At 73.5% G+C, this 18400-nt stretch carries 12 protein-coding genes, 1 tRNA gene and 4 pseudogenes; 5 read left to right on the forward strand and 12 right to left on the reverse strand.

What is annotated here, in order from left to right; all coding sequences use genetic code 11:
• Positions 1-192 precede the first annotated feature (192 nt).
• Complete coding sequence (locus tag Pma05_RS11070; RefSeq protein WP_239312176.1) at positions 193-762, reverse strand: flavoprotein; 570 nt, start codon at positions 760-762, stop codon at positions 193-195.
• A 25-nt stretch (positions 763-787) separates the two neighbouring features.
• On the reverse strand, positions 788-2020 hold the full coding sequence (locus Pma05_RS11075) for a helix-turn-helix domain-containing protein (protein WP_203857271.1): 1233 nt from the start codon (positions 2018-2020) through the stop codon (positions 788-790).
• 239 nt (positions 2021-2259) lie between these two features.
• On the opposite strand from Pma05_RS11075, the gene Pma05_RS11080 reads away from it, so the two are divergent.
• A complete protein-coding gene (locus tag Pma05_RS11080) occupies positions 2260-2940 on the forward strand; it encodes a bifunctional DNA primase/polymerase (protein WP_203857272.1) in 681 nt (226 codons plus the stop codon).
• A 449-nt stretch (positions 2941-3389) separates the two neighbouring features.
• Positions 3390-3644 (forward strand): DUF3040 domain-containing protein, encoded by a 255-nt coding sequence (locus tag Pma05_RS11085; RefSeq protein ID WP_203857273.1) that lies wholly within the window; start codon positions 3390-3392, stop codon positions 3642-3644.
• A gap of 221 nt (positions 3645-3865) precedes the next feature.
• Here Pma05_RS11085 and Pma05_RS11090 read toward each other — a convergent pair whose 3' ends face one another.
• The 3 genes and pseudogenes from Pma05_RS11090 to Pma05_RS44310 form a co-directional block, all read right to left on the reverse strand.
• A complete protein-coding gene (locus tag Pma05_RS11090; RefSeq protein WP_203857274.1) occupies positions 3866-4834 on the reverse strand; it encodes an SWIM zinc finger family protein in 969 nt (322 codons plus the stop codon).
• Positions 4831-7374 (reverse strand): annotated as a pseudogene (locus tag Pma05_RS11095) (DEAD/DEAH box helicase); the annotation flags it as partial. The gene Pma05_RS11090 and the pseudogene Pma05_RS11095, both read right to left, overlap by 4 nt.
• A 777-nt stretch (positions 7375-8151) precedes the next feature.
• Positions 8152-8574: pseudogene (locus tag Pma05_RS44310) on the reverse strand (hypothetical protein); the annotation flags it as partial.
• 374 nt (positions 8575-8948) lie between these two features.
• Here Pma05_RS44310 and Pma05_RS11100 point away from each other — a divergent pair.
• A complete protein-coding gene (locus tag Pma05_RS11100) occupies positions 8949-9272 on the forward strand; it encodes a recombinase zinc ribbon domain-containing protein (RefSeq protein WP_203857275.1) in 324 nt (107 codons plus the stop codon).
• Positions 9273-9329: 57 nt separating this feature from the next.
• Positions 9330-9539 carry a DUF8847 domain-containing protein gene (locus tag Pma05_RS11105; RefSeq protein ID WP_203857276.1) on the forward strand — a complete coding sequence of 70 codons (210 nt, stop codon included), beginning with the start codon at positions 9330-9332 and terminating at the stop codon, positions 9537-9539.
• Between the two features lie 111 nt (positions 9540-9650).
• Here Pma05_RS11105 and Pma05_RS11110 read toward each other — a convergent pair whose 3' ends face one another.
• The 6 genes and pseudogenes from Pma05_RS11110 to Pma05_RS43965 form a co-directional block, all read right to left on the reverse strand.
• A complete protein-coding gene (locus tag Pma05_RS11110) occupies positions 9651-10349 on the reverse strand; it encodes a DUF4142 domain-containing protein (protein WP_203857277.1) in 699 nt (232 codons plus the stop codon).
• Positions 10350-10804: 455 nt separating this feature from the next.
• Positions 10805-10876: transfer RNA gene (locus tag Pma05_RS11115), tRNA-Val, on the reverse strand.
• A gap of 119 nt (positions 10877-10995) precedes the next feature.
• Entirely contained in the window at positions 10996-11460 is a 465-nt protein-coding gene (locus Pma05_RS11120; protein WP_203857278.1) for a peroxiredoxin, read from the reverse strand.
• A gap of 180 nt (positions 11461-11640) precedes the next feature.
• A complete protein-coding gene (locus Pma05_RS11125; RefSeq protein WP_203857279.1) occupies positions 11641-12078 on the reverse strand; it encodes a DUF3052 domain-containing protein in 438 nt (145 codons plus the stop codon).
• Positions 12079-12189: 111 nt separating this feature from the next.
• A pseudogene (locus Pma05_RS11130) lies at positions 12190-14163 on the reverse strand (transketolase C-terminal domain-containing protein); the annotation flags it as partial.
• A gap of 140 nt (positions 14164-14303) precedes the next feature.
• Positions 14304-14667: pseudogene (locus Pma05_RS43965) on the reverse strand (MFS transporter); the annotation flags it as partial.
• Between the two features lie 243 nt (positions 14668-14910).
• On the opposite strand from Pma05_RS43965, the gene Pma05_RS11135 reads away from it, so the two are divergent.
• The gene (locus Pma05_RS11135) at positions 14911-16563 is read left to right on the forward strand and encodes an alkaline phosphatase D family protein (RefSeq protein WP_203857281.1); all 1653 of its coding nucleotides are present in this window, start codon (positions 14911-14913) and stop codon (positions 16561-16563) included.
• Positions 16564-16658: 95 nt separating this feature from the next.
• On the opposite strand, the gene Pma05_RS11140 is transcribed toward Pma05_RS11135, so the two are convergent.
• On the reverse strand, positions 16659-18374 hold the full coding sequence (locus Pma05_RS11140) for a DUF4139 domain-containing protein (RefSeq protein WP_203857282.1): 1716 nt from the start codon (positions 18372-18374) through the stop codon (positions 16659-16661).
• Positions 18375-18400 lie beyond the last annotated feature (26 nt).

Raw genomic sequence — 18400 nt, forward strand, 5'->3', positions numbered from 1 at the left:
CGCGGACAGCTCCGGACCGCACGACAGCCAAGCCGCACGACAGCCAAGCCGCGCGACAGCCGGACCCCACGACAGCCGGACCCCACGACAGCCGGGCCGCATGACGGGCCAGGCCGCACGACAGCCGGGCCGCACGACAGCCGAGCCGGAGGAGCCCGGGAGCGGATGGCTCCCGGGCCCGCCGTGCCGGGGTCAGCCGAGCTGGCCGCTGACCGAGAGTCTGGCCCGCAGCGCGGTCACCGTCATCTCCCAGGGAAACCTCTCCAGATACCGTTCCCCGGTGCCCGGCTGGTGCAGTGGCATGACGTGGTCGCCGAAGAGCACCGTGACGTCCCAGTCCCGCAGCCGGGCGATGCTGGTCAGGAAGGCCGGGTGGGCCGCCATCGCGGCGTTGGTGAACGGCATCGCCACGATCGGCAGCCCCTTGCCGAGTCCTTCGACCAGCAGACCGAGGGCGAGGGTGTCGGCTATCCCGGCGGCCCACTTGTTGATCGTGTTCACCGTCGCCGGAGCGACGATCATCGCGCCCGCGTCGGGCAGCACGTCCGGATCACCGGGGTGCTTGTATGCCGACCGCACCGGATGCCCCGTCTGCCTGCTCAGCGCCGGTACGTCGACGAACTTCGTACCGTCCGGAGTCAGCACCACGCACACGTCCCAGCCGTCCCGCTGCGCACAGGTCACCAGCCGACCGACGTGCCGAGCCGGCGGCGAGCCGCAGGCGAGCACGTACAGCACCCGTGACCCGGTCGACTCCGTCACCGGACGATCCCGCACAGCACGGCCATCAGATTCCTACTCCCATGTGTTCAGCCAACTCCGCAATCGGCGCCGGCGGCGCACCCCGTGTGCGACGCAGCACGTTCGACATCACCTCGTGCGCGATCGGCCGGCACCGGATCTCGGACGGGGCCAGCCGGTCGCCGTCGACCAGCGCCTCGCCCGCCCGGTCCAGGTCGCCGATCTGGGCGAACCCGCGGGCCAGGTCCAGCATGTGGTGCGCCCGCCGCTCCGGCAGCAGCGCGTCGAACCCGTCCCGGCGCATGATCCGCCGCTCGTGGGTGTGCACCGCGTTACCGCCCTCGCCCAGTTCGACCGCTGCCGCCGCGCGGTGCAGTTCCAGGTTGGTCGGGCCGAAGCTGGTCCAGTAGAGGTTCTGGTCGCCACCCAGCCGGTCGGCCGCCCCCTCGGCCTCGTTGACCAGGTCCTTGACCGTGTTGTTGTCGCCCATCCGGGCCGCCGCCATCGCCCCCTGCAACAGCAGCATCCCGTAGACGGAGAGCCGGTCCGGCCCGGCGTCATTGCCGCCGCCCGGCGCGAGCCGGTTGGCGACGCTCACGTTCACCTCCAGCGCCGGCCGGGCCCGGCCGAGCGCCAGCAGGGCATTGCCGACCCGGTAGGTGGCCACCCCGGCCAGCAGCGGGTCGTCGGCCCGCTGGGAGACCGCCATCGACCGGTCGGCGGCGAGCCAGGCCAGCTCGTACTCGCCGAGTTTGCGCAGTGCCGACGAGGCGATCTGGTAGACCTGCCCGAGCAGGTGGGCGGCCTTGCCGTCGTCGTCACCGCCGGCCACGCTGTCCAGCGCCTGGGCGTCCCGGAGCAGCTTCGGCAGCGCCCGGGTCAGCACGCCGTACCGGGCGTACTGGTATGTCAGCCAGGCGTGGTTCACCGACTTGGTCATCTCGGCCAGCGAGGGCGGCTGAGGGGTGGCGGCGAAGAACGAGCTCATCGAGTCGTACCGCTCCAGGGCGGAGCGGATCTCGTCGACCTCCACCTCGTCGATGCAGGTGAGCCCGTCGGCACGGCGTTCCGGCGCCTTGCCGAGCAATAGCTGGGCGTCGAGTTGGAGTACGTCGGCGATCTCGTACAGCACCGAGAACTTGTCCAGTCGGCGTACGCCTCGTTCGACCTTGTCCACCCAGCTCTTCGACTTTCCGAGCCGATCGGCGAAGACTTGCTGCGACATTTTGCGGCGACCGCGCCAGTAGGCGACGCGACGCCCGATCGGCAGTTCGTCCACGTCCGGCCCTCCTTTCTGCGTCGGCGGTCCGGTCAGGGGGCCCGCGCCGGTGCGAAAACGGGGTGCGACTCACGTCTGTGCTGGTCGCACAGCATGTACGTCACTCCGGAGACGGCCGCTCGTAACTTTCGATGCAACTTGCGGCTGTCTGCCCGGACAAACGACCGCGTCAGACGCCAGTGACGGGCTTCGACCTGCATTACTGGCCGAGATCGACAAAAGTAGGGGGTTCGCAGAAAATGTGGGAGAAAGTCCGTCCACGTTCGGTCCGTTTCGCCCAGCTCGACCGGGTTCGACTGCGCCGGATCGCGGTCCGCTACGCCGGGCACGGTTGGCAGGTCACCCCTGGGGCGTGCCTGGCCCGGCACCGCTTCGTCTGTGGCCGGGCCGGCTGCCCGACCACCGGCTGCCATCCGGCGCTGGAGCAGTGGGAGCAGTGCGCCACCGCCGACCCGGCCCGGGTCGCCACCTGGTGGCGGCTCCGCCCGCACTCGATCCTGCTGGCCACCGGCCGCGCCTTCGACGTCCTGGAGGTACCCGCCTACCTGGGCCGGTTCGCGCTGGAGCAGGCCCGGCCCCGGCTGTTCGGCACCGTCGCCGGCCAGGTCCGCGGGCCGGTCGCCGCCACACCGGGCGGCCGGTGGATGTTCCTGGTACGCCCCGGCGAGCCACTCCGGCCCGAACTGGAGCACAGCCTCTACGTGGTCCGGCACGGCTCCGGCTCGTGGATTCCGGCCCCACCGACCCGGTTGCCGGAGGGTACGGTGCGCTGGGTGGTGTCCCCGGAGGAGACCCGCTGGCGCCTGGCCGACCCGTACGGCATCCAGGAGTTGCTGGTCGAGGCGTTGGAGGCGGTCGCGCCGGCCCTGCCCGAGCCGCTCTTCCCGGCACACCTGCCCGCCCCACGTCGAGGCTACTGAGGTCAGGAGTCCGTCGGGTGAGGCCAGGAGCCCGTCGGGCCTGGCCGACGACGAGTCCGGGCCGCCGGGGCCCGCCGCTGCTGAGTCCGGGGCGACGGGTCCCGCCGCCTGCCGCGTCCGGGGCGTCTGGGCCCGCCGCCTGCTGGGTCCGGGGCGTCGGGTCCCGGCCCGACCGACCCGTTCGCGGGTTTCGCGGGCAGTCGTCGCCGGCCGGTCCCTGATCGACCGGATTCGCCCGCCGGGGCGTCTTCCGCCCCGTCCGGGTCCGCCGGCTCCGGTCCGGGCGGTTCGGTCGGGGCCAGCCCGGGCAGGCCCCGCACCGGCGGGCCGTGGCGACACGCGGCGGCCGGGTGCAGGGCCGGTAGCAGGGGCACCAGCAGCGTGAGAGCCGCCTCGGACCGGGTATTCCGGCGCCGGACTGGTTGACGCCTGAGGAAAGGGCCCACGCCATGCTCAGCAAAGAGGATCAGCGCCGATTTGACGAGATCACGCACCAGCTCCGTTTGACCGACCCCGAATTCGTCGCCCGGCTGGGCGACCGGGGCAAACTGCGCCGCGCTCGGCTGATACTCGTGTTGACCTTCGTACTCTGGGCCACCGTGCCGGCCCTGGTCGTACTCGGCGGCTGGCTGGCCGTCGCGATCGCCCCGGCGGTCCTGGTCGCGGCCACGCTGTTGATGTGGCAGGCCCGGCGGAACCGGTGACCCCGCCACAGCGGGGCGCCGCCGGCCGGGGTGAGCGCTGGGTCGCGTGATCAGGCCAGCCTTGCCCGGAGTCGTTCCGGCTTGCCCGGAGCCAGACGGGTCTGCCCGGAGTCGGGCCAGCCTTGCCCGGAGTCGGGACGGCTTGCCCAGAGTCGGGTCAACCTTGCGCCCGGAGTCGGGACGGCTTGCCCGGAGTCGGGTCGGTGCGGTGTGCGGGTCGGTCAGTCCGGGTCGCGGTCGCCGAACCGGGTGTAGGCGCGGCGGAGCCGCTCGGCCAGGCCGGGCCCGCCGATCGCCGCACCAGGTGGACCGAGCTGGCGCAGTACCAGCTCCGGTTCGGTCGCCAGGGTGGGCGCGCGGGCCGGCAGCGGCACCGGGGCGACCCAGAACCGGTCGAGCATCCCGGCCAGCGGCTCGGCGGCCAGGTCGGCGAGGGCCAGCCCGGCACCGACCGGCGGCGGGTCGACCGCGCCCGGACGGACCGGCGTCGGCAGCTCGGCGTCATCGGCGTCGGACGCACCGGTACGCGCCCGACGCCGGCCGCCCGACCGACGGGTACGCCCCGGACGGGTGTCCCGCTCGGCCTCCCCGCCGCCGGGGTCGGCACCGCGCAGCGCCCGCAGCCGGGCCAGTAACCGGTCGCGGTCCCGCCCCCGCCAGTGCAGCAGTTGGAACGGATCCGCGTCGAACGCCTCGGCGAGCAGATAGAAGGTCGCGGCGAGGTGCTTGCACGGCACGGCGAAGTCGGGGCAGTCGCAGCGCTGCCTGAGCTGGTCGACGCCGGCCGGGAAGAGCGGCGCGCCCGCCTCGGCGAAGACCGCCTCCAACTCCGGCGGTACGTCGCCGGCCAGCAGCCGCGCACTGAACAGTGCCTGCGCGGCGAGCAGCGTCTCCAGCCGGGTCCAGACCCGCTCGGCCAACGGCCGGAACCGGATCGACACCTGGTACGGCTCCGGCCGGGAACCCTGGACCACGGCGGTCACCTCGCCCGGTGCCACGTCGAGCGAGACCACCTGCCCGGCCCGGGCGTACGAGCGGCCACGGGTGAGCCGGGTGCCGAGCGCGAACGACTCGAGTACGTCGAGGAAGCGGCGGGACCACCAGGATCGCCCGATCGCCCCCCGGGCGGTACGCGCCCGCAGTCCACCGTCGACCTTGCGCGGCCGGCCGTACTCGGCGAAGTCGGTCACTCGACCACCGCCCCGCTCTCCAGGGCGAAGAGTTGGCGCAGTTCCGAGGTGGACAGCTCGGTGAGCCACTGCTCGCCGCTGCCGACGATCCGCGCGGCCAGTCCCCGCTTCTCGGCGATCATCGCGGCCACCTTCTCCTCCACGGTGCCGGCGCAGACGAACTTGCGTACCTGCACGGCGCGGCGTTGACCGATCCGAAACGCCCGGTCGGTGGCCTGGTCCTCGACCGCCGGATTCCACCACCGGTCGACGTGGACGACGTGGTTGGCGGCGGTCAGGGTCAGCCCGGTCCCGCCGGCCTTCAGGGAGAGGACGAAGAGCGCCGGGCCGGCCGAGCCGTCCCCGGCGGAGCCCTGGAACCGGGCCACCATCTCGTCCCGCTCCGCCTTGCCGACGCCGCCGTGCAGGTAGAGCACCTCGCGGCCGAACCGGGCGGCGAGGTGGGCCCGGAGCATCCCGCCGAACTCGGCGTACTGGCTGAAGATCAGCGCCTTCTCGCCGGCCGCCAGTACCTCGTCGAGGATCTCCTCCAGCCGGGCCAGCTTGCCGGAGCGGCCGGGCAGCGCGGAGCCGTCCCGGAGTACCTGGGCGGGGTGGTTGCAGACCTGTTTGAGCCGGGTCATGGTGGCCAGCACCAGCCCGCGCCGCTCGATGCCGTCGCTGGACTCGATCCTGGCCATCATGTCGTCGACCACCGCCTGGTAGAGGGACGCCTGCTCCCGGGTGAGGTTGCAGAGCACCTCCATCTCCAGCTTCTCCGGCAGGTCGGTGATGATCGACCGGTCGGTCTTCACCCGGCGCAGCACGAACGGGCCGGTGATCCGGCGCAACCGGGCCGCCGCCTCGTCGTCGCCGTGCCGCTCGACCGGCTCGGCGTACCGCTTCTTGAAGGCGGTCGCGGTGCCGAGCAGGCCGGGATTGGCGAACTCCATGATCGACCAGAGGTCGGCGAGGCGGTTCTCCACCGGCGTACCGGTGACCGCCACCCGGTGCCGGGCGGGCAGCGACCGGACCGCGGCGGCCTGCCGGGTCGCGGCGTTCTTGATCGACTGTGCCTCGTCCACCACGATCCGGTGCCAGTCCACCTCGGCCAGCGCGGCGGCGTCCCGGGCCGCCAGCGAATAGGTGGTGAGCACCAGGTCCGCGTCCCGGACCGCCGCGGCGAACTTCGCCCCGCGCGGCCGTTCCGCACCATGGTGTACGTGTACCCGCAGCTCGGGCGCGAACCGGGCCGCCTCGCGCTGCCAGTTGCCGACCAGCGACATCGGGCAGACCAGCAGGGTCGGACCGGCCTCCGGCGGGTCACCGGCGAGCAGTGCGAGCATCATGATGGTCTTGCCCAGCCCCATGTCGTCGGCGAGGATGCCGCCGAGACCGAGCGACTGGAGAAACGCCAGCCAGGCCAGCCCGCGCTGCTGGTACGGCCGCAGCGTGCCCCGGAACGACTCCGGCGCCTCCCGGGGCGTGAGGTGCCGCTCGGCCTGGCCGGCGAGCAGGTCCCCGAGCGGGCCGTCGGCGCTCACCCCGAGCACCGGCAGCGCCTCCGGATCGTCCTGTGCGGCCAGTCCCAGCCGGAGCAGGTCGCCCACGGTCAGCTCGCCACCCGCCCGGAGCAGCTTGAGCCCGGCGGCGAGCCGCTTCGCGTCCAGCTCCACCCACTGACCGCGGAGCCGGACCAGCGGTGTCTTCAGCTTGGCCAGCGCCCGCAGCTCGGCGGCGGAGAGCGGCTGGTCGCCGAGCGCCAGCTCCCACTCGTAGTCGACCAGCGCATCCATTCCCAGCGCGCTGCGCGAGGCCACCGCCCCCGGCGCGGTACGCGTCTTGGCCTGCAACCGGGCCCCGAGCCGGGCACCCGGCCGCTGCCACCACGAGGGGAGCAGCACGCCGAACCCGGCGGCGTGCAGTACCGGCGCACCGTCCCGGAGGAACCGGTGTGCTCCCTCGGTGTCCAGCTCCAACGCCTCCGGCGCGGCTGTCCGAAGCGCGTCGTCCAGCTCCGGCCAGAGCCGGCTCGCCCGGCCCAGCTCGGTCAGCAGGGTCTCCTGCGGGGCGGCCAGGTGCCGGGCCAGCGCCCGCAGGTCACCCCGGGCCGCCCAGATCCGGTCCGCCCCGACCACCAGGCTCGGCTCGTCGGCCGCCTGGAGCGCGAACTCCACCCGCCAGCGCTGCTCCACCCCGGCCAGCCCGTCCACCTCAACCAGCCCCGCCGCCTCGCCCGTCGTCATGTCGTTCTCGACCGGCGTCACGTCGATCTCGGGCGGCGTCATGTCGATCTCGAGCGGTGCGGGTGGCTCGACGAGCCGGAAGCAGGCGCGTACCGGGCTGCCGGCGGCATCCCGCTGCCAGGCGCGCAGTTCGCGGTCCAGTCCGGCCAGTGCCTCCGGTGCCGCGGTGAAGTCCCGCTGCCGCCCGGTCAGCGCCCGCAGCCAGCCCCGTACGGCGGCGTCGGCGGCGCCGGCCCGACCCGCCCCGATCAGCCGTACGCCCTCCAGAGCCGTCCGGGCGGCGGCGTCGGTGAGCGCGTCCAGGGCATCCGCGACGGTGGCCGCCGCCGAGCCGTTCACTCCGGAAGCGTCACCCGGGCGGACCGCTCCCACTCCGGCGACGCCGTCCGGTCGAATGGTGGCGGTCGGTCGGGTGGTGACCGAACCGCCGGTTTCGGTCGGCCGGGTGGTGACCGAACCACTGGTGTCGCTCGGCCGAGTGGTGGCCGAGCCGCCGGTTTGGGCCAATGCGGCGGCCCCGGCTGCGGGCGGGTCGAGCGCGGCGCGGGCCGCTGGCGGCAGCGCCATGGTCAACGCGCGGGCCCAGCCGGCATCGGACCCGGTGAGCAGCGGGCGCCACACCGCGCGGGCCGAGCCGCCCGGGCCAGTCGAGCCGGCGGAGAAGGCCGTCGCCGACGGGCTGGCCGAGACGGACCCGGCCGGCCGGCGGGCGGAGCCGCGTGGGCTGCGGGAGCCGGCCGGAACGCTGGAACCGGCCGGAGCCGTGGGGCCGGCCGGAGCGGTGGGGCCGGCCGGAGCGGTGGGGCCGGCCGGAGCGGTGGGGCCGGCCGAGGTGTCACCGGAGCCGGTGGCGGCATCGCCGTGGGTGGTCGGTGCGGAGAGGCCGGGCAGGGTCCTACCCCGGCGGACCAGTTCCACCGCGAACTCGGCCAGCCCGGCGAGGTGCCGCAGCGCCGCACCCCGGACCGGCGGGCCCGATCCGTCGGGGTCCCGCTCGGCGGGCGGCTCCGGGTCGGCAGGCCGCTGCCGGTCGGTGCCCCGGCCGGCGGGTGACCTTCGCCGGGCGGGTCGCTCCCGACCGCCGAGCTGCTCGCCCTCGCCGAAGGCGAGCAGCACTGGGAGCGCGTGGTCGGCGTCGTACTCCAGAACCGGCACCCGCCACGACGCGAGGCCGACCGGGTCGCGGTCCGGCTCGACCTGCTCGACCGGGTCGCGGTCCCGCTCGACCAAGTCGGCCGGCTCGACCTGCTGGAGCGGCTCGGTCCGGACCAGCTCCGCCGAGTCGACCGGTGCGCCGGCCCGGGTGGGCAGGGCGAGCAGCGCGCTGCCGGTGGTCGCCTTCGCGGCGAGTTCGCCGAGCGCACCCGCCAGCACGGAGTGTCCCGCCGCGAACGGGTGCGGCCGGTGCCGGGGCGGACGGCCGGGCCGGCGCGGCGGCCGGGCGGGCAGCGTGGAATCCTCCCCCCACAGGGCGAGCCGTCCACCGGCCAGCCACACAGCGTGGAGGACCAGCACGCACAGCTCCCTTCTCGGCCGTGGGTCGACGGGCGGCTCCCTTTCTAGCACCCCGCCCGGCACCGCCGCCCGACCCTCGCCTGTGTCCGGCTACCGCTCGATGCCGTACCGCAGGGTCATGGCCGCACCGCACCGCACCGCACCGCACCGCACCGCACCGCACCGGGAGTTTCCGCTCGGCCGCCCCGGCGGAGCGAATATCCGTGACGGCCCGGACGGGGGCCACCTGTCCCCCCGGCCCGGGTCCGCAGGCTCCTGGCGATTTTCGGCCTTACCCCAGTCACGAATCGAACAGTTCTGCCCCGACAGCCGTACTAACGGACAGGATGACGATAGGCATGGATGCGTCGGCATCACGAAGCGAGGCGGTGACCGTGGACTTCCCTATCGTGAAGCGGGCGACGCCAGGGCGCTACCTGCTGCGCGGGCTGCTCCGCTGCGGGCCCTGCGACGAACTGCTGATCCCGTCCTTCTCGTCGAGCGGGCGCCGCTACTACGGGTGCCCCCGGCGGCAGTGCCCCCGCCCCTGGATACCGGCCGAGCAGGCCGAGCAGGCCGTCTGGGCGCACGTCACGGCGGCGTACGGGGCGGTGGCCCGGGACGTGCCGCCCGACCAGCGGCAGGCACTGCTGACCGCCGTACTGGCCCGGGTCAGCGTCGGGGTGCGGGTGGTCGATCTGCACTACCAGTGGCGGTGACCGGCCGGGTACGCCGATCCGCTGCGCCGGGGCGGCTCCGGCGGCGAGGATGACCACATGGAGGTCACCACGGAAATCCCGCTGGTCGGTGGCGCGGGTGACGGCGGCGCCGTGATCGTCGACCTCGACGTGCACGGCCGTCCACCGCTCACCCACCACCACCTGATCGACGACGGACTCGCCCGGGCCGAGATCTACGAACTGGAGGCGGTACTCGGGGAGGGGCCGCCCTGGCTGTACCGGTGGCGCGGGCCGGCCCCGTCCTGAGACCGCCCGGCCGTTTCCGGCCCCGTCCCGAGCAGCAGCCCCTCCTGAGTAGCGGGCTCCTGCCAAGCAGCGGCCCCTGCTGAGCAGCAGCCCTTCCTGGGCAGCAGCCGGCTACTTGCCCCGGAACACCCGGACCGTGGCGATGCCGCCCAGCGCCAGCGCACCGAGCAGTACAGCCCAGATGATCGTGGTGTTCAGGCCGGTGCCGAACTCCGCGTTCGCCTTGGCGTTGGCGGCCAGCGACTGGTCCTGTGGGGCGGGCACCACCACCGGGGGCAGTTCGGCGTACCGGACCAGGCCGGTGCTCTCCAACAGGGTCATGTGGGTCTGCACGAAGCCGTTCGCCTGCTCGGCGAGCGTGCGTACGGTCTCGTTCCGGGTGCCGGCCCGGACCGCCCCGATGACCGGGAAGATCGCGCCGTGCGCCGCCCGAAGCCGGTCCACGAAGATCCGGTCGAAGCGCGCACCGGACGCGTTCGTCATCTCGGTGACCCAGCCCTTCTGCTGGGCGGTCGCCTCGGCCGGCAACTGGACACCGAGCTTGTTCGCCGCCTCGACGGTGAGCTGGTCCAGCTCCACGTGCTGCTTGGCGATCTCGGCGCCGATCTCCCGGACCCGCTGGCTGGCCCCCTTCTCGGCCGCCATCTGCCCGGCCGGCATCTCCCAGAGCCCCGCCAGCCGTACGCCGCTGAGCAGGGCCATGTCGGCGGCGCCGAGCTGGGTCGGCCCGGCCGGTGCGGCGATCGCCGCCACGGGCAGCACGAGCAGCCCGACTACCAGGCCAGCCAGCAGAGCAGCCGTCCGGCGCATTGCCTTTACCGCAGATCGGGCCGTGGCCACGTACTCAACCTCCCAGAAAGCGGCGCCAGAGTGGCAATGGAGTTATCGGCCAGGACGCTATTGCCGGACGCGCTTATGAGTCAATCTCAGATGCCCGAGGAGAGCGAAGCTTAGGCCACATTTAAAGGAAACCTATATCGGCGGGTAGCGGCGGCCCCGGTGGCCAGTGCCACGCACAGGGGGAGGACCTGCGGTTTCCTGGCTCGACCGGTTCGACCCCGGCAGGTTCGGTTCGAGCCGGTGGGGTTTGGTTCGAGCCACGGGTTCACCTCGGGCTGGCGCTTCGGTTCGGGCCGGCGGGTTCGGTTCGGGCCGGCGGCCGGCGGCTCACCGGAATCCGAGCGGGAATCCGAGTCGGGGCCGACCACGATCCGCAGCCGGGCATCGACAGCCGGTGACACCTCTGGTGAGGTGGACGAGGATTGTGGGCGCGGCAGGTTTCGAACCTGCGACCCCTCGCTTGTAAGGCGAGTGCTCTCCCACTGAGCTACGCGCCCGGAGCGCCTGACGGCCTACCGGCGGCGGCAAGCTTACCCTGCCGCCCCGGTACCCGCTCCACCCAGTTCGCCGATCCGGGGTCCGGCGGGGCGGCGACCCCGTCGGCTCCCGTACCGGCTCAGGCCAGTGCCGCGGCCAGGGCCTTGCGCCAGCCGGCCTGGTCGCGCGGCTCACCGGGCCCGTTGCACTCGGCGAAGCGCACCGTACCGGCCTTGTCGATCACGAAGGTGCCCCGGTCGGCGAACCCCGCGGTGTCGTTGAAGACGCCGTACGCCCGGGCCACCGCGCCGTGCGGCCAGAAGTCGGCCAGCAGCGGGAACTCGTAACCCTCCCGGTCGGCCCAGACCTTGTGCGCGTACGCCGAGTCGACGCTGACCGTCAGCACCTGCACGTCGTCGTTCTGGTATTCGTGCAGGTTGTCCCGCAGTTCGGCCAGCTCACCCTGACAGGTGCCGGTGAACGCGAGCGGATAGAAGACGAGCAGCACGGCCCGCCGACCCCGCAGGTCGGCGAGGCTCACATGTTGGTTGTTCTGATCCTTCAGTACGAAGTCCGGCGCCTGGGCACCGACGTCGATCGGCATGCGGTCCTCCCTGGTCGTGGTGCACCGACCGGCTGACCACGCAGGATCGGCCGGTACGTTCCGGTACGGGTGCCCACCGGGAGCACCGTCGCGGTGCTGCCGGGTCGGGCCGCCGGTCCGGGGGCGGGTCTCGCCACGAGCACCGTCCGGGGCGGGACGGCACCCGTGTCGCGGTCCGGGCTACTTCTTCGCCTTGGCACCTCGGCGGAGGACGAGTCGCGCGCCGCTCCAGTCCTTGCCGGCGTTGACGGTCGAGGTCTGCTGGAGGCCGGCGGTGACCGCCGTCTCACTGATCTCGCTCGGCTCGACGTGGCCCTCCCGCCCGGCCTTGGGCGTCAAGAGCCACACCACGCCGTTGTCAGCCAGCGGGCTGAGCGTCTCGACGAGCATCTCGAACAGGTCACCGTCGCCGTCCCGGTACCAGAGCAGCACCGAGTCCACGACCTCGTCGGTGTCCTCGTCTACCAGCTCTCCGCAGCGATCGGTCAGGGCGTCCCGGAGATCCTGGTCGACGTCGTCGTCGTAGCCCATCTCCATGACGACCATCCCCGGCTCGATGCCGAACCGGTCCGCCAGACTCCGTACGCCGTCGGCGGCCTGACCAGCGGTCGCGCTCACTGTCACGTGCCTCCTCATCTCCACTGCCAGCGGCATCCGTGCGACGCCGATGACGCAAAGTCCACACAGTTGTCCCGTCGCGCGCAAGTGGCGCACCGAGTCGAAGGGAATTTACCGTGCCAGCAGCGTTCGGGCACCCTGGGTAATGGCCTCTTCGGAGACCAGTACGTGACGGGCGGCCGGACCCAACGGGACAAAGGTATCGATAGAAGCTACCCTACGGGCAGAACCGACAAAACCGGCATCGACCAGCGCCGCCACCACACCCTCGCCGACCCCGCCCGACCGGCGTGTCTCGTCCACGACCAGCACCCGGCCGGTCGCCTGGGCCTCCCGGATGATGTCCGCCACCGGCAGCGGGGCCAGCCAGCGCAGGTCCAGCACCCGGACGCCGACATCCTCCTCGGCCAGCTTCGCGGCGGCTCGCAGCGACATGCGAACACCATTACCGAACGTGATGATCGTGACGTCCTCCGCCGAGCCGACGCCGTACACCCGGCCGCGGCCGATCGGCACGTGGCTGGCCGTCCAGCCGCCCGGGCCGAGGTAGGGGGCGAGCCACTCCCCGTCGCCCTCGGCGTGCAGGTCGCGGGTGTGGTAGAGCGCGATCGGCTCCAGGAAGACGCAGACGCTGCCGTCGACCGCCGCGCTGGCCAGGCACGAGCGCAGCATCGGGGCGGCGTCGTCGGCCCGGGCCGGCACCGCGAGCACCAGCCCCGGAACATCCCGGAGTACGGCCAGCGAGTTGTCGTTGTGGAAGTGCCCGCCGAACCCGTCCTGGTACGCCAGCCCGGCGATCCGGGCCACCATCGGATTGCGGTACGCGCCCCGGGAGAAGTACTGCATCGTGGCCGCCTCGCCCCGGATCTGGTCCTCGGCGTTGTGCAGGTACGCCAGGTACTGGATCTCGGGCACCGGCAGCATCCCGCTGAGCCCGGCGCCGAGGCCGAGCCCGAGGATCGAGGTCTCGTCCAGCAGCGTGTCGAAGACCCGGGGAGCGCCGAACCGCTCCCGCAGGCCCTTGGTGACCCCGTACACCCCGCCCTTGGCCGCCACGTCCTCACCGAAGACGGTCATGCTCGGATAGTCGAGCAGCCCGTCGGCGAGCGCGGCGTTGATGGTCTGGGCCAGGGTGAGCGGGCCGGCCTGCTCCGGCAACCTGCCGTCGAAGGCGGTGCTGCGGGCGGCGGCGGCCGGCCCGGCGGCCCGGCCGGCGGCGTCGGTGACCGCCCGGGCGACCCGGACCGGGCGCCTCGGCGCCAGCGGCGCCACGATGTCCGCCGCGCTCTCCAGCTTGCGCTCGCCGAGCACCTCCTCGGCGACCTTGCGTACCTGCCAGCCGACCTCGTCGTAGCGGGCGATCAGCTCCTCCGGCGTGGCCAGACCGGCCTCGGCGAGCAGCCGGGCGGTGGCCACCACCGGGTCCCGGGCCACGTCCCGGGCGATCTCGGCGGCGCTCCGGTAGCCGATCTCGGCGTCCGCACCGGCGTGCCCCATCAGCCGTACCGTCGACAGGTGCAGTACGGCGGGTCGGCGGTGCCGGCGTACCCAGGCCGCCGCCTCGACCGCCACGTCGTACGTCTCGGCCAGGTCGCAGCCGTCCGCCGAGAAGTACCGGATCCCCGGCTTGGCCCGCAGCGTCTGCGCCACCCAGCCGTCCGGCGACTTCACGCTGATGCCGAGCCCGTTGTCCTCGCAGACGAAGAGCACCGGGATGCGCAGTCCGGTGTGGTCGCACCAGCCGGCGGTGTTGAACGCGGCGACCGCGGTGGCGTGGTTCACCGAGGCGTCGCCGAACGAGCAGACCACGATCGCGTCGCTCGGCCAGGCGGAGTCGGCCTCGCCGCGCTGCCGGGCCGCACCGCCGGCCGCCCGTCGACCGGTCGGCCGGCCCCGACCGTCACCGAGCCGGCGCAGCCGTTCGATGGCGAAGCCGATCCCGACCGCCCGGGGCAGGTGCGAGGCGATGGTGGAGGTGGTCGGTACGACGGCGACGGCCGCGTTGCCGAAGACCTTGTGCCGGCCACCGGCGATCGGCTCGTCGGCGGAGGCCACCACCCCGCGCAGTACGTCCCGGGCGGCGTCGAGGACCGCCTCCGGCGCGGCGGCCTCGTCGTCGGCGTCGCCGTCCCGGTGGTCGCCGGAGGTCCCGTTGCCGTCCGGACCGCGCATCGCCTCGGCCACCCGTTCGGCGACCCCGACCCGGTGCGCCGCGCCGTCGGCCTGCTCGGCGGAGCCCTCGGCCTCGGACTGGGCGACCCGGGCACAGTAGAACGCGCCGGACCGGTAGTGCAGCAGCGCCGGGTCGGTCGGCCGGACCGCGAGCGCCACCGCCGCGTTGCCCTCGTGCCCCGAGGAGCCGATGGTGTAGAACCCCTCGCCGAAGCTGCGCAGCCAGCGGGCCGCGAGATCCAGATGCCGGCTGACCAGTTGGGCGTCGAACAACTCCAGGGCCGTCCGGCCGTCGAGCGCGCCGCCGTCCCGGACCGGCTCGGAGGCGGTGCGCCCGGACGCCGACACCTCGATGGCGCCGACCGCCTCCCGGAACCGTTCGTCGAGATCTTGGGGGGTGGTCACGTCCGACAGCATTACCGACGCCGGCCACCCCTGACCACTCAGACACGTCACAACCGCCCGTGGTCTCCGCGCCGACCCGCAGGTGCGCCGGCAGGCGGACGCCGGAATCCAACCCGCCGATCGTCGTCTGAACCGGGGCAAGCCGCCCCTTCCCTTCACTTCTTGTTCGACGGGTCGTTATCGGGACTATCGACCCGATGAACCGGTGCTCGCGAGGCTGCTCACAGCCTGTCCACCGGATCTTGGGAGATCTCGATGGCTCTGTCCCGCCGTACCCTCCTGCTCACCGGCGCCGCGGTCGGGGCCGCCGGCGCGGTGACCGGTCTGCCCAGCGCGGCCGCCGCCGCCCGGCCGCTGGCCGCCGACCCGTTCACCCTCGGTGTCGCCTCCGGCGACCCGGACCCCGACGGCTTCGTGCTCTGGACCCGGCTCGCGCCGACCCCGCTGGCCGAGGACGGCCTGGGCGGCATGCCGAACCGGACCGTACCGGTCCGCTGGGAACTCGCCGCCGACGAGCGGTTCCGGCACGTGGTACGCCAAGGCACGGCGGTGGCCCGCCCGCAGTCCGGGCACACCGTGCACGTCGAACTGAACGGGCTCCAGCCGGGACGCGAGTACTTCTACCGGTTCCACGCCGAGCGGCACACCTCGGCGGTCGGCCGGACCCGTACCGCCCCGGCGGCCTGGGCCAGCGGCGGGAAGCTGCTGATGGCCTTCGCCTCCTGCTCGCAGTTCGAGCACGGCTACTTCACCGCCTACCGCCGGCTCGCCGAGGAGCACCCGGACCTGATCCTGCACCTCGGCGACTACCAGTACGAATACACGAAGGGCTCGTACAACATCCCGGGCGGCAACCCGCGCGACCACGAGGGGCCGGAGACCGTCACGCTGGCGAACTACCGGCAGCGGCACGCGCAGTACAAGTCCGATCCGGACCTCCAGGCCGCGCACCACGTCGCGCCCTGGGTGGTGGTCTGGGACGACCACGAACTGGACAACAACTGGGCCGACGAGGTCTACGAGCGGCCCGACATCCCGCAGCCGGACTTCCTGGCCCGGCGGGCGGCGGCGTTCCAGGCGTACTACGAGAACATGCCGCTGCGCCGCACCTCGATCCCGAACGGCATCGACATGCAGCTCTACCGCCGGCTCCGCTGGGGGCGGCTGGCCACCTTCCACATGCTCGACACCCGGCAGTACCGGGACGACCAGGCCTGCGGCGACGGTACGAAGGACTGCCCGGCCGCACTCGACCCGGCCCGCTCGATCACCGGTGCCGAGCAGGAGCGCTGGCTGATCGACGGGTTCCGCCGCTCCGACGCCCGCTGGGACGTCCTCGGCCAGCAGGTCTTCTTCGGCCAGCGGGACACCGACGCCGGCCCCGCCAGGTTCACCTCGATGGACAGCTGGGACGGGTACGTCGGCTCCCGGGACCGGATCACCCGGGGCTGGGTGGAGGCGAAGGTCCGCAACACCGTCGTACTCACCGGTGACGTGCACGCGCACTGGGCCACCGACCTCAAGCTCGACTACGACGACCCGACCTCGCGGACGGTCGGCAGCGAGCTGGTCTGCTCGTCGATCACCTCGGGCGGCAACGGCGCCGACTCGGTGACCGGCAGCCACCCGTACTTCCCGCACAACCCGCACCTGAAGTTCCACAACAACCAGCGCGGTTACGTGCTGACCCGGTTCACCGAGCGGGAGCTGCGGGCCGATTTCAAGGTGCTGCCGCACGTGACCACGGCGGGCGCCCCGGCGTACACCCGGGCGTCGTTCGTGGTGGAGGACCGGGTGCCGGGGCTCCACCAGACGTACGACCGGCCGGTCGACCCGGCCACCGCCACCGCCCGGTCCCTGGTCGACCAGGCGGCGGAGACCGCGGCCCGGGAGAACCTGCGGCCCTGAGACCGCGCACCGCATCGACCCGATGGTCCCACCGGGTCGACCGGTTCCTGGCCGGCCCGGTTCGGGTCCGGGCCGGCCAGGACCGCCTGTCACTCCTACTCGCGCCAGCCGAGCAGTTCGACCCCCTTGGCCAGCTCCACCCGGAGCCCGGTGACGATCTCCCGGGAGCCGCCCGGCGGCAGCTCCACCCGCCAGATCAGCTCGCCGAGCGCGGCCCGCTCGTCCGGCGGCGGGTCGAGCCGCAGCTCCCGGACCGTGATCCCGTCGCTCTGCGAGACCGGCAACTGGTCGCGCACCGTCAACCGGGCCGGCCTGGGCGTGTGGTTGGCCAGGGTGATCCGGTACTCGACCTCCCGGCGCCGGGTCGAGCCCAGGGTGGTCTTCGTGTCGCTGCGTCGTACCAGCTCCCGCTTCACCCGGATCCGGTCGTCGAGCCCGAGCGCCACCTCGACCTCCTCGCCCGGCGCCCAGGTCGGCAGCGTCGTACCGCCGACGAAGTCGCCGCCGTGGAACACCGACGCCGGACCGGGCAGCAGGGTGTGTTCGGAGCCGTTGACGGCGGTGGCCCGCAACTGCACCCCGGGGGTACGCACCGGCGCGGTCACGTGGTCGAGTCGCGCCGCCAGCTCCAGTACGGCGACGATGGCCCGGTGCGCGCCCCCGTCCGCCGGTACGGCCACCGGGCGGGCCGGCTCGTAGGTGGCGGCCTGCGCCCCCTGGGTCAGGGTGGCGGTGGGCTGCGCCACCGGCGCGGGCGGGCGGGGAGCCGCGCCGAACGACTGCGCCCTGCCGGCGGCGCCCGGTGCCGACACCGCCCCCGGGGACAGCGGACCACCGGCCGCCCTCGCCCGGACCGGCCCGCCGCCCCGGCTGCCCTCCTGCTCCATCCAGCTCACCGGCTCCGCCTGGCGCAGATACCACGGTTCCAACTCCGGCAGCTCGGTACCGGTCGCCGGGCGGGCGGTGGAGAGCAGCAGCTCACACTCCGGCCAGTCCTCCCCGGTCCGCTGGCTGACCAGCCCGAACCAGGTGAGCGTCAGGGTCTCGTCGACCAGCCGCAGGTCGTACGAGGAGGTCCAGCCCGCGCCCTCCACCACGTACGACAGTTCCAGTTGGACCTCGGCGGACGGCTCCGGTTCGGACGACTCGGCCTGCCCCTCCGGCTCGCGCTGCCCCTCGGGTTCGGCCTGCCCCTCCGACTCGGCCTGCCCCTCGGGCTCGGTCGGCTCGATCCGCAGGGTCACCTCGGCGGCGAGCCGGTCCGGCGACCGTCGGCCGGAGAGCGCCGCGATCTCCCGCTCGACCGCGGCCAGCCGTTCCCGGGCCTCCTCCTGGCGACGGGCCAGTTCCCGCCGCCGGGCCTGGCTCGCGGCGGTCTGCTCGGCGACCGAGTCGATGAAGCCGACGACGTCACCCGGGGTGGCGTCCCCGGCGGCCAGCGCCCGGGCGTAGCTGGCACCGGCCCGCTGGGTGAGCAGCGCCAGGAAGTCGGCGCGCTGCCCCTCGACCGCTTCGGCGTCGGCCAGCTCGGCCAGTTCGGCGGTGATGCCACGCCGCCGCTCGGCCAGCTCGGCGGCGGTCCCCTCGGTGGCCCGGGGCAGCACCTCGGTCGACACGTCCACCCCGAGTACGGTCGCCGGGCCGCGCCCGCCGACCCGCAGCGAGTCGCGGAGCAGGCCGAGCGGCAGTGGTCCGATCCGGACCCGGTGCTCACCGGGCGGTAGCCGGAGATCCGTCCGGCGGGTCACCCGGGCCCGGTCCGGATAGACCGTCACGGCGACGATCGGCGCGTCGATTCGGGATGGCGTCATTCGCGCGAGGCTACCGATCCCCCGCC

The sequence above is a fragment of the Plantactinospora mayteni genome (assembly GCF_016862935.1).
Lineage (GTDB): Bacteria > Actinomycetota > Actinomycetes > Mycobacteriales > Micromonosporaceae > Plantactinospora > Plantactinospora mayteni.

Coding starts and splice junctions, on each gene's coding strand:
- Pma05_RS11080 (WP_203857272.1), top strand. CDS start 2,260: ATGTGGGAGAAAGTCCGTCCACGTTCGGTCCGTTTCGCCCAGCTCGAC.
- Pma05_RS11085 (WP_203857273.1), top strand. CDS start 3,390: ATGCTCAGCAAAGAGGATCAGCGCCGATTTGACGAGATCACGCACCAG.
- Pma05_RS11105 (WP_203857276.1), top strand. CDS start 9,330: ATGGAGGTCACCACGGAAATCCCGCTGGTCGGTGGCGCGGGTGACGGC.
- Pma05_RS11110 (WP_203857277.1), bottom strand. CDS start 10,349: ATGCGCCGGACGGCTGCTCTGCTGGCTGGCCTGGTAGTCGGGCTGCTC.
- Pma05_RS11120 (WP_203857278.1), bottom strand. CDS start 11,460: ATGCCGATCGACGTCGGTGCCCAGGCGCCGGACTTCGTACTGAAGGAT.
- Pma05_RS11135 (WP_203857281.1), top strand. CDS start 14,911: ATGGCTCTGTCCCGCCGTACCCTCCTGCTCACCGGCGCCGCGGTCGGG.
- Pma05_RS11140 (WP_203857282.1), bottom strand. CDS start 18,374: ATGACGCCATCCCGAATCGACGCGCCGATCGTCGCCGTGACGGTCTAT.